This is a genomic window from Paraburkholderia sp. Clong3 (assembly GCF_050436485.1).
In the GTDB taxonomy this organism is placed as follows: Bacteria; Pseudomonadota; Gammaproteobacteria; order Burkholderiales; family Burkholderiaceae; genus Paraburkholderia; species Paraburkholderia tuberum.
This window is the reverse complement of the sequence record NZ_JBNDMH010000003.1, coordinates 588,638-602,834: the sequence shown is the minus strand read 5'-3', so window position 1 is coordinate 602,834 and position 14,197 is coordinate 588,638. Positions and strand designations below refer to the sequence as shown.

Below are 14,197 nucleotides of genomic sequence, written 5' to 3'. Positions count from 1 at the left end.
GCAGACGAACCGATTCTCGAAAGTCAGAATCCGCCGGCCGTGCAGGCTGAGACTTCAGCCGCCGTAGAAAGCCGAGCGTGGAAAAATTGACGTCGCATTCGGGCATCGGGGACGCGGTCGCCAGCGCGCATTTCCCAGTTGTCCGCGGTGACCAGTGCTTCTTGCCGAAGCTACCGTCAGGCCATTCCCACAATCAGCAAATAAATCGACTGCGCGACTGACCAGGATGCGAGCGGACTCCAATGCCCGCGAAGGCCGGTTTATTGCCGTCCGATGCGGCAGGACAAGTGGCCGTTGTCGGACTTGAAAGCTGCCGCCGAGTCCCGCCGGTGTTCAGCGGCGGCAGTGGGTCGAACTGGTGCGTTCGCCGTTGGCCGCGTTCGGCCATCTGCGGACGGTGGCGATCACGTTAGCATGGACACTCGAACGTCGCTTCCGCTCAGGCTGCGGACGTTAAGCCCGCAGCCTGGCTGATCGCGTTATCGGACGGATATAGCGGCCATCGCATTCGGCTGATAAATATGCCCACGCGACCTATCATGAATGAGCGAGAGCCGTCCAGGAGCATGTTCATGCAGACCACGCGTTGGCTGACAGGCCTGCTCATACTGCTGGCCATGCTGTTAGCTGGATGCCATGGTGGAGGCAGTGGTGGCATTGAAATCACGCAAGGGCCGCCGGCTGGCATGACCGAGCGCGATGCATCGGTGGTGTACGCGGAAGGGCAGGCAATTATCCCCGATACGCCGAGCAGTAGCGGTGGAACAATCACGCAATACAGCGTATTCCCTCCGCTGCCCGCTGGCCTGAGCCTGAATCCCCAGACTGGCGCGATCACCGGCACGCCCATCACCGTCAGCAATGCCACGGAGTACACGGTCACGGGCACCAATGCAGAAGGCAGCGATACAGCGCTGGTGGAGATCGAGGTCAAGCCCAGCGCCGTTGCGCCGGATAGCCTGACCTACCTGGACGATTCAGTCATCTATGTGACCCACGCGGCGATCACGCCCAACACGCCGACTGCCTCGGGCGGCGAGATCACGCAATACAGCGTGTCACCAGCGCTGCCTGCGGGCCTCGCTCTGGATCCGCAGACCGGGATCATTTCGGGCACGCCCACGGCGGTGACCTCGCCGGCGGTCTATACGGTGACCGGAAGCAATAGTGTGGACAGTGTCCAGGCACAGGTCGATATCGAAGTGCAGGCGCAGCTCGAGCCGCCGACAGGCCTCATCTATATGGACCCGGTGCCTGTATACACCATCGGCCGGCCAATCGATTACAACGATCCGCTGTACTCCGGCGGTGAAATCACCCAGTTCTCTGTGTCGCCAACACTGCCACCCGGTTTGAGTATGGATGTGCAGACCGGGGGGATCAGCGGCACGCCAACCGCGACGCAGGCGCAGACGACTTTCATCGTCACCGGCAGCAACGGCGCAGGCAGCGTCACGGCGCAGGTAGCCATCACTGTGGCGACCTCTGTGATTGGTGAGTGGCTGCCTGCCGACGCGATGAATCTGGGGCGTTATCAACATACCGCCACCGTGCTGCCCGACGGCCAGGTTCTCGTTGCGGCGGGATACAACAAACGTGCCCTGACCTCAGCCGAACTGTACGATCCGGCTTCGGATACGTGGTCGCAGACCGGCAATCTGGTTGTGCCGCGGGAACTGCACACCGCCACACTGCTGCCCAACGGCAAGGTGCTCGTGGCGGGCGGATACAACAATGGCGGGGGAACCTCGCAGTCCTCAGCCGAACTGTACGATCCGGCCACGGGGACGTGGTCGCAGACCGGCGGCATGAGCCAGGCGCGTGACAGCCACACGGCCACGCTGCTGTCCAACGGGATGGTGCTCGTTGCGGGGGGCGAAGGCAACGCAGGACTCCTGTCCTCGGCTGAACTGTACGATCCGGCCACGGGGACGTGGTCGCAGACCGGCAACCTGCTTGTGCAGCGGCAACAGCACACGGCCACGCTGCTGCCCAACGGCAAGGTGCTCGTGGCGGGCGGAGCCGGCAGCGGAGGTCGGCTGTCCTCGGCTGAACTGTATGATCCCGCCACGGGTACCTGGTCCCAGACTGGCAGCCTGGGTCAGGTGCGTAACATCTACGCGGCCACGCTGCTGCCCGACGGCAAGGTGCTGGCAGCAGGGGGATACAACGGCACCGCCGCGCTGTCGACAGCCGAACTGTATGACCCGGCCACGGGGACGTGGTCGCAGACCGGCAGCATGAGTCAGGCGCGTTACTACCTCACCGCCACGCTGGTGCCTGACGGCCGGGTGCTCGTAGCGGGGGGGATCGCCCAACGCACCCTGGCCTCGGACGAGCTGTACGATCCGGCGACAGGGACCTGGTCGCGGACCGGCAGCTTGCTTCAGCCGCGCTATCGACATACCGCCACGCTACTGCCGGATGGCAGGGTGCTCGCAGTGGGGGGAATCGGCAGCAACGGGACCGTGTCCTCAGCCGAACTGTTCCATTAACACCGAGACGCCCGGAAACGTTCGTCGCCAGCGAACTGAGTCGAGCTGCGTACCGGAACAGGTTTGCGAAAGACCTCCCACCGATATTTGCAGTTGCCGGTCGTCTGTCGTGAACGTCTGCTACAGAGGCCGACAACCCATCGACAATCCCGGTTGAGGGAAAGACCGTTTGACTCTAAAACCCGCCATCGGGACGAGGCGGCGTTCAAGGTCTGCAACGGGTCGGCTGCCGCCCCTTGCCTCGAACATGGCCGCTGGCGGCCGGATCGGACTGTGGCTGTCAGGTCGCGTCTGGACTTATACATATAACGCCCATTCCATCCACGTTCCGCCCGAGCACGCCAGTATTGCTCCTGATATGCAAGCTGGGCCGCTCGGATGATCGCGGTCGTTTTCGTGACATCGGCGATGCCACGCAGAGTTGTACGTAGTGGTGCCATATGCATACCCTCAAGCGGGAGGGAGGCAGTATGGTATCGCGAGTGTCGGTTTGTTCGGTCGCGTCCGAGTTAAGGAGAACGTGATGCAATCAGCCATCGACGCCATGCTCAGCGCATGCGGCGGCGGCGCGCTGGGCATCATTCCCGAGGTCATCGACGCCTGGAGGCATCGAAGCGATCGGGCCAACACGCTTGAACCTGGCGAAACCCCTTGCGAACATCGGTCCACCTGGTATCGCGCCGCTCGATGGCGTGAACCTTATGGTGCCCGTGGTGACGCTCTGGTTACTCGCGCTATATTCGCTCGACAAGGCGCTCACGGTCTATATCGCATTCTCGCAGCACGCATCGCTTGCGGATGCGACGAATCTCATCTGGACGTCAAGTGACATGGAAATTTTTAGCGGGACGGTGACCTTCTGGTTCATCAACCGGACACTCGCGGCGGCGGTGCCGCGCGCGAACGTACTGGTATGGCAGAACCCGATAACAGCTCATTCGCCCGCCTCGCTCAATGCGATTCGATCGAGCCGTCGCTGTGCGGATACGTGACGATGCCCCACGCGAGCGGCAGCTCACCGATCTGCTTGAGCGGCTGATAGCTTTTCGCGTCGAGCACGTAGACCGCGTCGGAGCGACCACAAGCGACCATCAGCTTCGAGCCGTCCGGCGTGAAGCTGAAATGCCAGCAGCGCTGGCCGACCGGCACATCGGTGACATGTTCGTACGTGTGGCCGTCGAACACCTGCACCACCTTGTCGCGCGCGGCGGCCACGAAGAGCCGCTGACCGTTCGGACCGAACGCGACGCCATAGGGCCCGAGTTTGGTGTCGACGGTCTTGACTACCTCGAACGTGTGCGCGTCGATCACGACGAACTTGCTGAGCGACTCCAGCGTGACAACATAATGCTTGCCGTCAGGCGACAGCCGGATGCCGCGCGGCCGGCCGCCCGCCGCGAGCTTCACGGTTCGGATCGGCGCGCCGGTTCGTGTGTGATAGATCGACACCGTATCGTCGCCTTCGTTGGTGACCAGCATCATCTGGCCGTCGCGCGAGAATTCGATGCCTTCGGTTTCGTGGCCGCTCGTGACCGAACGGATCACGTGCCAGTTTTTCATATCGATGATCGCGATTTCGGCGGGCGGCTTGTTCGCGTCGTCGTCGTCCGCGGCGGGCTTGTTGCCCGCGTTCGCTTCGGGCTTATTGTCCCCCTTCGCGTCGGGTTTGGCTCCCGGCGGCCCGCCGTCCTCGCCGGGCTCGTAGGTCACGTACGCGTAGCCGTTGCGCACCCGCACATATTCAGGGTTTTTGCCGATCTTCACGCGCTGGACGACCTTGCCCGTGGCGGTGTCGATCACCGCGAGATCGTTCGTGTTCTTGTTGGCGACCAGCAGACGCGTGCCGTCGGCGTTCAGGCTCAGGCCGCGCGGGCCACCGGCGCCGACCGGAAAAGTCTGCGTGAGCGTCATCTGGTCGAGATCTATCACGCCGACGCCGGCCTTCTCGCTCGTCACGTAGGCGAGCGGCGCGGCCGCGGCATGCGCGGCGCTCGCGGCCAGCACGAGCGCGCAGGCCAGCGCGAGGGAACGGCGTGGTGGTCGGGGGAAAATCCGTGTCTCCAGCATCGTTGTACTCCGGGTTGATATGGCGGCGCCGCGATGGTTCGCGTCATCGTTTCAAGGTAGCCCACCGGGCGATTGTTTGACAACGCGGATCGGCGGGAGATTTTCCCGAATTGCTTCGCGCCGGCCGTCGCTGGTTTGAAAAGCGGGGTCGGCGGGGGACAATGAACGCGGAGGTGGCGATGATGCTGCAAGTTGCCATGGTGAACCCAGCAAGTCCTACGAATGCCGCGGCCGGTTACCGTCGCGCGGCCATCGTGCTGGGCGCCGTGATCGTCGCGCATCTGGTGCTGCTCGCCATCGCGTTGAGCGCGCGTAACCGGATCGTCGAACGTCCGGTCGAGCCGCGCACGATCACCGCGTCGCTGCTGAGCCCCGAGCCTCCCGCTCCGGTTGTTTCACCTCCCGCGCCGCCCCCACCCGCCGCTGTCGTTCCGACGGCGCCAACGCCGCCGGTCACGCACCCCGCCGTGCGCGTCAAACCGGCGCCGCAGCCTCGCGCGCAGGTGCCACGCAGTGTGGAAAAGCCTGTGCCGACACCGTCTCCGACACGCGAAAGCACCGCGCAGCCCGTCACGCAAGCCGCGGCGCCATCGGCGGCACCGCAGGCCGCCGTGCCAACAGCCGCCGTGCCGTCGGCGGCATCGGCTTCCGCCGTCCGTCCGGCGGTGCCTGCGTCGACCGAGCCGCGCAACGTGTCGCACGTCGACTGCTCGATTCCGAAGCCCGACTATCCCGACATCGCGAAGCGGCGCGGCGAGCATGGCACGGCGATCGTGCGTTTCGTCGTCGGGCTGAGCGGGCATATCGAAACGGCGCAGCTGCAAACCAGCAGCGGCTCCGCGCGGCTCGACGACGCGGCGCTCGCCGCCGTCCATGCGGGCGCCTGCCAGCCGTACACCGAAAACGGCACGCCGGTGCGCGCCGCGTACTCGCAGTCGTTCGTATTCGGACTGACCGAGTGACGCGACAGGTTGAGCGCACCGCCAATCAGACCAGGGACACCAAACGAAGGAACTCGCCATGCAACACTACGGACTCGCAAACGTCTGGGATTCAGGTGATATCGTCACGCGCGGCATTCTGAGCGTGCTCGTGATCATGTCGGTGCTGTCGTGGACGGTGATCATCGTGAAGCTGTGGCAACTGATCCGCCTCAGGCGCGCAACCCGGAGCGACGCGCGCTTCTGGAGCGCGGACCGCTTCGACGACGGGCTGCGCAGCCTCGGCCATCCGGAATCGGGCGCGCACGACAACCCGCTGCTCGCGCTCGCGCTGGCGGGCCATGAAGCCGCGACGCACCATCGGCAGACGCAGCAGCATCTGCACGACCGCATCGACGTGTCCGACTGGATCACCCGGCGTCTGCAGGACACGATGGACGAGACGGTCGCGCGCCTGCAAAGCGGCCTCGCGATTCTCGCGTCGATCGGCAGCACCGCGCCTTTCGTCGGGCTGTTCGGCACCGTGTGGGGCATCTACCATGCGCTGATCGTGATCGGCGAGACCGGTCAGACCTCGATCGACCATGTCGCCGGCCCGGTCGGCGAGTCGCTGATCATGACGGCGTTCGGGCTCTTCGTCGCGATTCCCGCCGTGCTCGGCTACAACGGTCTGACGCGCGCGAACCGCTCGATCGTCGCGCGCCTGAAGCGCTTCGCGCACGGCTTGCACGCGTACTTCGTGACCGGCTCGCAGTTGCCGTCGAGCGCCGGGCCGCAGATGCGCGTGGTGCCGCGCGGCACCAACGCGACGAACGCAACGCGCGACGGAGACCTCGAATGGCAATGAGCCCTTTCTCCGACGACGACGATCAAGGTTTGATGAACGAGATCAACATGACGCCGCTCGTCGACGTGATGCTGGTACTGCTGATCATTTTTCTCGTCACCATTCCGGCGCTGCAACACGCGGTCAGGATCGATCTGCCGCACGCGAGCAGTCAGCCGGAAGCGCTCAAGCCCGCGCACGTGGACGTCGCGGTGCAGGCGGACGGTACGGTGCTGTGGGACGGTCAGCCCGTGACCGACGACGCCTTGCGCGCGCGCATCGCGCAAGCCGCCCTCGCGACGCCGCAGCCGGAGCTGCATTTGCGCGCCGATCGCAAGGTGCCGTACGAGCGGGTGGCGATCGTGATGTCGGCGGCGCAGCGTGGCGGGCTGACGAAGCTGGGCTTCGTGACCGACCCGCAGTTGGGCAAATGACGCGGCGCGGCGTGCGTGTTCGGTGCGTGCCGGCACACAAAGTCCCGCTTATCGGCGGCGAAAGAATCTCTGAATTTGAATCGGCGGACGGCTCGGCTATCGTGGTGCGTGTCTGAACGGCACCCCACCCTCGCGAGGACCGCACGATGCAAGCCCTCATCTTCGACGTCGACGGCACGCTCGCCGACACCGAGACTGCTCATCTGCACGCATTCAACGCCGCGTTCGCGGAAGCGGGCCTCGACTGGTTCTGGGACGAAGCGCTCTATTCCAGCTTGCTGAAAGTGGCGGGCGGCAAGGAGCGTCTGCTGCATTACTGGCGCACGCTCGAGTGCGAGGAAGCCGGGGGCCCGCGAGCGCGAGAGGCCGTCGACGCGCTGCACGCGCTGAAAACGCGCCACTACACCGAGCGCATGCGCGAGCGCGGCGTGCCGCTACGACCCGGCATCGCGCGTCTGATCGACGAGGCGAACGAGGCCGGTCTACGCGTGGCGATCGCGACGACCACGACTCCCGCCAACCTTGACGCGCTGCTGCAAGCGCATTTCGGCGCCAGTTGGCGCCATCGCTTCGCGGCAATCGGCGACGCCGGCACCACGCCGGCGAAAAAGCCCGCCCCCGACGTCTATCGCCACGTGCTCGAACAGCTCCGCTTGCAGCCCGCGGCCTGTCTCGCCTTCGAGGACTCGCGCAACGGCATGCTGGCAGCGCGCGCCGCGTGCGTGCCCGTCGTCGTCACGCCGAGCGCTTTTACCGCGCACGAGGACTTCGATGGCGCGCTGGCCGTGCTGCCTCATCTCGGCGATCCGCACGCGCCGATCGTTCCGATGGTGCGCGGCGAATGGCATCGCTGGGTGGATCTGGCGACACTGCGCCGCTGGCATCAAGACGCCACGCGTCGTCCCGATTCGGCCGCGCACGGCGCACTGAACGCGGACCAGGCGAACGCGAGCGCGTCATGGCAATGAACCGCGACTACCACGCTGTCCTGATCGATCTCGACGGTACGATGGTCGATACCGCGCCGGACATCGTCGCGGCTGCCGGCCTGATGCTGACGGATTTCGGCGCCACGCCGCTGCCATACGACAGGGTGGCCGGCTTCATCGGCAACGGCCTGCGCAAGCTCGTGCAACGCTCGCTGGATGCGGCGGGCCTCGGCAAGCGCGTCGAACTGGACCACGCGCAGGCCGTGTTCGAGCGGCACTACGCGGTGACCAACGCGGCGCTGGGTCGGATTTTTCCTGGCGTGATGGCCGGGCTGCGCGCGTTGCAGCAGCACGGGTACCGCTGCGCGTGCGTGACCAACAAGCCGCAGGCGCTGGCGGCGGCGCTGCTCGACAAAACTGGGCTTGCCGCTTTTCTGGACGTGCTGGTCGGGGGCGACACCGTGGCGAGCATGAAGCCGTCGCCCGAGCCGCTTTGGCACGCGTGCCGGCTGCTCGACGTCGAGCCCGAACGTTGCGTGCTGGTCGGCGATTCATCGGTCGATGTCGCGGCGGCGCGTGCGGCCGCTCTGCCGGTCTTCATCGTCAGCTACGGCTATGGCAGCGCGAGCGGCGCCGACCTGCCGCGCTGCGACGCGCTGATCGATTCGTTCGAGGCATTGCCGGCGATTCTGGCGCAAGCGCGGCCGGCATTGCGGGCGTGATTCGAGCCGTTAACCCGCCGACAACAACCCCGCGACGCGCTCCGACATCGTCTGCACCGCGATATCTTTCGCCGTCATCCCGCGATTGTCCTTCAACGACCGGTTCGCGCCGCGCGCGAGCAACAACTGGGCGGTCTCCGCGCGATCGTATCCCGCCGCCCACATCAGCGCGGTCAGATCGTTCTTGTAGGTCCGGTTCACGTCGACGCCCGCATCGAGCAACTGACCGACGACCTTCGTTTGCCCCTGGCCCGCTGCGTATTCCATCGCGGTCTTGCCGACGCGATCGGTCGCGAGCGGCTCGGCGCCATGCGCGAGCAGCAGCGCGACGATCTCGTCGAAGCCGCCATAGGCGGCGGCCATCAGCGGTGTATCGCCCGGCGCGTTCGCATGCTGCACGTTCGCGCCGCGCTCGATCAGCGTGCGCGCCATCGCCGTATCGCCCTTCTTGCACGCGGTGACGAGCGCGGTGTCGCCGATCCGGTTCATCGCATCGACCGACGCGCCGCGCTGCAGCGCAGCGACGACCGACTGCTGATCGTCGTCCTTCGCGGCTACCAGCAATTGGCGGTTGATTTCCCCCTGGTCCTGCGCGAACACCGGCACGCAGGCACCGAATGCGGCAGCGAACAGAACAGCGCTCGCAAGCGGCCGAATGAACATATCTGTCATGGTGTCTTCCCCGTGCTACTGCAGATTGTTGATATAAGCGGCCAGATGATGGATGTCTTCGTCGGTCAGATTGCGCGTCACGCTGGCCATGTTGCCCGCATCGTTGGTGCGCGTGTGCGAGCGAAAGTCCTGCAACTGCTTGACGATGTACTGATACTGCTGACCGGCGACGCGCGGAATCTCGTTCTGCCCGGAGAAGCCGCCCTGATGGCACATCGTGCACAGCACCTCGGCGGCCTTCCTGCTGCCCGCTTCGATGCTCGCGCCATCGGCGTTGAACCGCACTGGCACGAGCTTCTGCGCGGCGAAGTAGTCGGCGATGTCCTGCATGTCCTCGCTCGATAAATCCGACGCCATCGGCGACATGGGCGGATGGCTGCGCCGTCCCTGCTTGAAGTCCTTCAGTTCCAGATACAGATAGCGCGCATTTTGCCCGGCCAGAATCGGAATGTCCGGATTGGTCGAATTGCCCATCGGCCCATGACAGGCCGCGCACACCTGCGCTTTCGCCTTGCCCGCCTCGGCATCGGCGCGCGCGCCCGTCGGCAGCCGTGCGGCCATCAACCCGCCGCACAACAGCGCCACCCATGCAGCGCGCGCCACCGCCGCCGCTCCCCGCAGCGCCGGCCGCCTCATGGCACCGCGAACACGACAACGCTATTGCCGCGCTTGAAGTCGATCTGCGTATTGCCGCCCGCCGCGACCGCGATGTACTGCTTGCCGTTGACCGTGTACGACACGGCCGGCGCGTTGACGCCCGCGCCGCACTGGAACTCCCACAGCTTCTTGCCGCTGGCGGCATCGAACGCGCGGAACAGGCCGTTGCCCTCGCCGTTGAACACGAGACCGCCCGCCGTTGCAAGTACGCCGCCGATCAGCGGCTGGTCGGTCTTGTAGTCCCACGCGATCTTGCCGGTGTCGACGTTGACGGCCGACAGCTTGCCCCATTGCGCCTCGGACGGAATCAGCTTGAAGGCGCCGCCGAGCCACAGCTTGCTGCCGCCCGGATAGGCGGCGTCCTCGACCTGGTACGTCATCGGCTGATTCAGGTTGGCCGCGTAGACGAGGCGCGTTTGCGGATCGAACGCGATCGGCGACCACTCGACGCCGCCGTTCGCGCCCGGCAGCATGCGCGCGCCGGCTGCAGTCGGCAGGGTCCACATGTTTTCCTGCGGAATCATCGCCTGCGAGAAGCGGATCAGCCGGCCGGTCGCACGATCATGCACGTACACGTGACCGGTCTTGCCCGCATGCACGATGCCGGGGATCATCTTGCCGTCGTTGTCGCGCACGTCGATCAGGATCGGCGGGCTCACCGCGTCGAGGTCCCAGACGTCGTGCGGCACGTACTGGTAGTGCCATTTGTACTTGCCGGTGTCGAGATCGATCGCGACGAGCGAATCCGTATAGAGGTTGTCTCCCGGCCGGATCGCGCCATACAGGTCCGGCGACGGGTTGCCGACCACGAAGTACACCGTGTGCGTTTTCCGGTCGACCGCCGGCGTCATCCACACACCGCCGCCGAGCGTCTTGTAGAAGTCGCCGCCCTTGTCGGCCAACTGCTTCTTCTCCGCGTCGATGTCGCGCTTCTCGTCGCGGCCGGTGGCGTCTTTGGTGGCCCACACGCCTTCCTGGCCGGTTTCCGGAATCGTGTAGAAGGTCCACAGCAACTGGCCGGAATTCGCGTCGTACGCCTTCACGAAGCCGCGAATGCCGTACTCGCCGCCGTTCGTGCCGATCAGCACCTTGCCGTCGACGACCGTCGGCGCCATCGTTTCCGAGTAGCCCTCGTCGGGACTGGCGATCTGGCTTTGCCACAGCACGTTGCCGGTTTTGGCGTCGAGCGCGACGAGCTTGGAGTCGAGCGTGCCCATATAGAGCCGGTCACCCGAAATCGCGACGCCACGATTGTTCGGCCCGCAACAGAACGTCGTGACCGGACCCATCTTGTGCTTGTAATGCCAGAACTCTTTGCCCGTCGTCGCATCGATCGCGTATACGTGATCGAACGACGTGGTCAGGAACATCACGCCGTCCTTCACGATCGGCGCCGTTTCCATCGACTCGTTGACGGCCGTCTGGAAGATGAACGCCGGTCTGAGCTTCGCGACGTTCGTCCGGTTGATCTGCGAGCCGGGGTAATAGCGCGTCTGCGCGTACGAGCCGTTCGGATGGAGCCAGACCGACGTCATGCTGCCGGCGCGATCGAGCTGATCCTGGGTCACGGGCTGAAGCGTCGATGGCACCGGCGCGGCGGTGGTGGTCGAGCTGTTCTGTACTTCGTCGGCGGCATGAGCCGCGGGCACGCCGAACGCGATGGCGAGCAGTGGCAGGCCGACAATTCCCTGAATACGGTTGAATGGCATGAGCGTCTCCTAGCTTTTTATTGTTCCTATGAATTGCAGCGCAGGAGTGCGACATGGATCCACGCGGACGACAGCGTGAAAGAGCACGATGGCGCAACCCTCGCAGACAACAAAAGCGTACGACTTCGAATCGTTGTTAGCTTTGTCAGGATGGGTCGGCTTCGCAGAGAGGGGAGAAGTGATGCACGGGTCCGCGGCAAACCGGCTCGATTAAGGGTAGGCGATGTGTTGTGGATTTTCTAGATTAAATCGTTAAGGAGTGGAACGCCCGTAGGCTGGCGCTGCACTCCCCCGGTCGCGCATTTCTCCAATCAGAACCGGCCGCCGCGCGAATCGGCACCCTTCAGATAGCTCCGGTTGCTCTGTTCCGGGTTCCGGTTCACCAGCGCTCGCGCGTACAGCGGATGATGCAGGCTCCGCACTTCGTGCTCGAGCCTGAAGCAACGCGCGCCCGACGACTGATCGACGAAGTCGGCAAACCGGTATTGATGCGGCTCTTCTCCATAGACAAGCCCTTTTTCAGCGAGCCGCCTGAACGGCGCCGAGAAAGCAGCGGTGTAAATCGCAATGTGGTGTCCGTCGTATTCAGGAATGGGCTCGGGTGTTTCCGCGTACAGCAGTTGCTGATGCGTGCCGACGTCGATCACCGCGCGATGCAATCCATGCTGCTCTTCGATGTCGACCGTCGCATCGAAAATATCGCGGTAAAAGCGCGCGATAGGCAACGCGCTGCCGAGCGGCACATCCATCTTCACGAACGCAATGCCCAGATCGATTTCCGACCAGGGGTCCGAAGTGAATCGACCGGTGGGATCGAGACACTCGTAGCGGTTGCCCCATGGACAGGTCACTTCGACACTGCCTGCGCGCTCCGACCAGCCGAACGCGGTGCCGGCGAGCAGCGGCTCGACCGAGCGCAAACGCCTCACGAGCGCTTCACGCTCGCCTACCATGAGACCGACACTGCCCCGCAGTCGCTGTGCTGCTCCGTGCGGCAAGTGAATCTGCGATCGGCCGATGTTGATCCACATGTTCTCGACACCGGTCATCATGAACGGATCGCGTGTGAGCCCGAGTCCCGTGACGTAGAAGGCGGTGGCGAGAATCTGGTTGGGGATTTTCAGGTTGACGTGTTCGAGCAGGACCAGGTTGCCGGTATCTTCGCTAGCGTAAGAGTGTTCCATGTATTTGCCTTGTGCATGAGCCGCGAAACGCTGGGCCAATTATGCATCAACAAGGCAGGCATTCCGCGGACGGAACACCGCATGAGCCTTCGCAATAGCCCCGCACGTTCCGTCTGTCACGCTCAGCACTTGCTCGGCGTCTCCTGCCCCGCCGCGTGCCTGTGCAACTCGGGCGGCTTTGCGTTGCCGCCATGTTGTTCGAGGTATTTGCACGCGCTGACGATGTCGTTGGCAAGCAGTTCCGCCACGGTCCGGTTGACGTGCGGCCTCACCACGACCCGCAGGCTGTTGACCGATTCCGCGTCGGGCGGCATCGAATAGGCCGAGAGCACCCAGCCTTTTTCGCGCACCTTGTTCGAAACGTCGAACTCGTTGAAATTTTTGATCTTGCTGTCGAGCGTCACGGCCACGACCGGAATCCGCTGCGTTTCGTTCATCATCGTGAAGTATCCGCTTTCGACCAGAACGCCCCGCAACGCGATCGCGTTATCGAGCGTGTGCTGCATGATCCTTCGATAGCCTTCGAAACCGTGCCTGAGGAACATGTAGTACTGCACGGCGACCTGAAACGCGTTACGGCTGAAGTTCAATGTCGCGGTCGGCATTTCGCCGCCCAGATAGTTCACGTAGAAAACCAGCTCTTCATTGAACACTTTGCGTTCGCGAAACACGACCCAGCCGAGGCCTGGCGGCACGAGCCCGTATTTGTGCCCCGATGCGTTGATGGACTGCACGCGCGGCAGCCGGAAATCCCATTTGTAGTCGGGATAAAGGAACGGATTGACGAATCCTCCCGATGCGCCGTCGATATGCATCGGAATCGAAATGCCGGTGCGCTTCTCGTAATCGTCGAGCCAGTCGTGAATGCCCTGGATATCGTCGTCCTCGCCGGTGAAGGTTTGCCCCGCGATTGCCACGACGGCAATCGTGTTTTCATCCACGTACTTGTCGAGATGTTCGGCAGTTAGCCTGTAGTTGCCCGGCGTCAACGGCACGATGCGCGGCTCGACATCGAAATAGCGAAGGAATTTCTTCCATACGATCTGCACGTTGCCGCCTGTCACCATGTTCGGTTTGCTGCCGTCCTTGCCTTGCGCTTCGCGGTTCTTGCGCCAGTTCCATTTGTGCGCGAGACCGGCCAGCATGCAGGCCTCCGAGGAACCCACCGTCGCGGTGCCATACGGCTCGACGCCTTGCGGTCCGTTCCATAGCTGATGCAGCCATTTGACCATGCGCGCTTCCATCGCGAACACCTGCGGGTACATGTCATGGTCGATATAGTTCTTGAAGATGTTGCGCTTCGCGGTCTCCGCCGCTTCGGGTTCGGCCCACGTCGTGACGAACGACGACATGTTCAGCATCGGATTGGCGTCGGTCCATTCCGAGCTGATCGCGATGGCGGCCGCCGCGCGCGCGGACATTCCGTCCTTGGGGAATTCGTTTTCTGCAATTGCGTAGTTGAACTCGTCATACGGCGTAATCTTTTCGATTGACGTGGTCATCTTTTGCTCCTCAGTTCGCGGGCGTTTCATGCGAACGCCGCAGCGGCTCGCGTGAAACG

General features: G+C 64.1%; 13 protein-coding genes. 7 read left to right on the top strand and 6 right to left on the bottom strand.

The features are described 5' to 3' along the window. Positions 1-572 precede the first annotated feature (572 nt). Positions 573-2,495 (top strand): kelch repeat-containing protein, encoded by a 1,923-nt coding sequence (locus OKW30_RS26200; RefSeq protein WP_429348016.1) that lies wholly within the window; start codon positions 573-575, stop codon positions 2,493-2,495. A 632-nt stretch (positions 2,496-3,127) separates the two neighbouring features. Then, positions 3,128-3,487, top strand: coding sequence for a hypothetical protein (locus tag OKW30_RS26195; protein ID WP_429348015.1), 360 nt, complete (start codon positions 3,128-3,130; stop codon positions 3,485-3,487). Here the strand turns inward: OKW30_RS26195 and OKW30_RS26190 are convergent. Further along, positions 3,447-4,562, bottom strand: coding sequence for a beta-propeller fold lactonase family protein (locus OKW30_RS26190; RefSeq protein WP_429348014.1), 1,116 nt, complete (start codon positions 4,560-4,562; stop codon positions 3,447-3,449). The two genes, OKW30_RS26195 and OKW30_RS26190, sit on opposite strands and share 41 nt — an antisense overlap. Positions 4,563-4,741: 179 nt before the next feature. Between OKW30_RS26190 and OKW30_RS26185 the strand changes: the two genes are divergently transcribed. The 5 genes from OKW30_RS26185 (at position 4,742) to gph (ending at position 8,414) form a co-directional block, all read left to right on the top strand. Then, positions 4,742-5,524 carry a TonB family protein gene (locus tag OKW30_RS26185; RefSeq protein WP_429348013.1) on the top strand — a complete coding sequence of 261 codons (783 nt, stop codon included), beginning with the start codon at positions 4,742-4,744 and terminating at the stop codon, positions 5,522-5,524. Between the two features lie 58 nt (positions 5,525-5,582). Continuing rightward, entirely contained in the window at positions 5,583-6,350 is a 768-nt protein-coding gene (locus tag OKW30_RS26180; RefSeq protein WP_429348012.1) for a MotA/TolQ/ExbB proton channel family protein, read from the top strand. Beyond that, on the top strand, positions 6,341-6,763 hold the full coding sequence (locus tag OKW30_RS26175) for an ExbD/TolR family protein (protein ID WP_018424565.1): 423 nt from the start codon (positions 6,341-6,343) through the stop codon (positions 6,761-6,763). Before OKW30_RS26180 ends, OKW30_RS26175 begins: the two co-directional genes overlap by 10 nt. Positions 6,764-6,909: 146 nt before the next feature. Beyond that, a complete protein-coding gene (locus OKW30_RS26170; protein WP_429348011.1) occupies positions 6,910-7,731 on the top strand; it encodes an HAD family hydrolase in 822 nt (273 codons plus the stop codon). Beyond that, positions 7,722-8,414 carry a phosphoglycolate phosphatase gene (gene gph, locus OKW30_RS26165; RefSeq protein ID WP_429348010.1) on the top strand — a complete coding sequence of 231 codons (693 nt, stop codon included), beginning with the start codon at positions 7,722-7,724 and terminating at the stop codon, positions 8,412-8,414. The genes OKW30_RS26170 and gph overlap by 10 nt, the downstream gene beginning before the upstream one ends. 9 nt (positions 8,415-8,423) lie before the next feature. Here the strand turns inward: gph and OKW30_RS26160 are convergent, their stop codons facing one another. From OKW30_RS26160 to OKW30_RS26140, 5 genes are all read right to left on the bottom strand, one after another. Further along, complete coding sequence (locus OKW30_RS26160) at positions 8,424-9,086, bottom strand: ankyrin repeat domain-containing protein (protein WP_429348009.1); 663 nt, start codon at positions 9,084-9,086, stop codon at positions 8,424-8,426. 15 nt (positions 9,087-9,101) lie between these two features. After that, complete coding sequence (locus OKW30_RS26155) at positions 9,102-9,722, bottom strand: c-type cytochrome (protein ID WP_429292231.1); 621 nt, start codon at positions 9,720-9,722, stop codon at positions 9,102-9,104. After that, entirely contained in the window at positions 9,719-11,452 is a 1,734-nt protein-coding gene (locus OKW30_RS26150) for a pyrroloquinoline quinone-dependent dehydrogenase (RefSeq protein WP_429348008.1), read from the bottom strand. The genes OKW30_RS26155 and OKW30_RS26150 overlap by 4 nt, the downstream gene beginning before the upstream one ends. Positions 11,453-11,763: 311 nt before the next feature. Continuing rightward, a complete protein-coding gene (locus OKW30_RS26145) occupies positions 11,764-12,636 on the bottom strand; it encodes a VOC family protein (protein ID WP_429348007.1) in 873 nt (290 codons plus the stop codon). Positions 12,637-12,758: 122 nt separating this feature from the next. Continuing rightward, positions 12,759-14,138, bottom strand: coding sequence for a glutamate decarboxylase (locus OKW30_RS26140; protein ID WP_429348006.1), 1,380 nt, complete (start codon positions 14,136-14,138; stop codon positions 12,759-12,761). Between the last annotated feature and the right edge of the window lie 59 nt (positions 14,139-14,197).

Bases quoted from the DNA above. Each gene is read 5' to 3' on its own strand.
- OKW30_RS26170 (WP_429348011.1), top strand. From the start codon at position 6,910: ATGCAAGCCCTCATCTTCGACGTCGACGGCACGCTCGCCGACACCGAG.
- OKW30_RS26155 (WP_429292231.1), bottom strand. From the start codon at position 9,722: ATGAGGCGGCCGGCGCTGCGGGGAGCGGCGGCGGTGGCGCGCGCTGCA.
- OKW30_RS26150 (WP_429348008.1), bottom strand. From the start codon at position 11,452: ATGCCATTCAACCGTATTCAGGGAATTGTCGGCCTGCCACTGCTCGCC.
- OKW30_RS26175 (WP_018424565.1), top strand. From the start codon at position 6,341: ATGGCAATGAGCCCTTTCTCCGACGACGACGATCAAGGTTTGATGAAC.
- OKW30_RS26180 (WP_429348012.1), top strand. From the start codon at position 5,583: ATGCAACACTACGGACTCGCAAACGTCTGGGATTCAGGTGATATCGTC.
- OKW30_RS26185 (WP_429348013.1), top strand. From the start codon at position 4,742: ATGATGCTGCAAGTTGCCATGGTGAACCCAGCAAGTCCTACGAATGCC.
- OKW30_RS26200 (WP_429348016.1), top strand. From the start codon at position 573: ATGCAGACCACGCGTTGGCTGACAGGCCTGCTCATACTGCTGGCCATG.
- OKW30_RS26140 (WP_429348006.1), bottom strand. From the start codon at position 14,138: ATGACCACGTCAATCGAAAAGATTACGCCGTATGACGAGTTCAACTAC.
- OKW30_RS26190 (WP_429348014.1), bottom strand. From the start codon at position 4,562: ATGCTGGAGACACGGATTTTCCCCCGACCACCACGCCGTTCCCTCGCG.
- gph (WP_429348010.1), top strand. From the start codon at position 7,722: ATGGCAATGAACCGCGACTACCACGCTGTCCTGATCGATCTCGACGGT.
- OKW30_RS26145 (WP_429348007.1), bottom strand. From the start codon at position 12,636: ATGGAACACTCTTACGCTAGCGAAGATACCGGCAACCTGGTCCTGCTC.
- OKW30_RS26160 (WP_429348009.1), bottom strand. From the start codon at position 9,086: ATGACAGATATGTTCATTCGGCCGCTTGCGAGCGCTGTTCTGTTCGCT.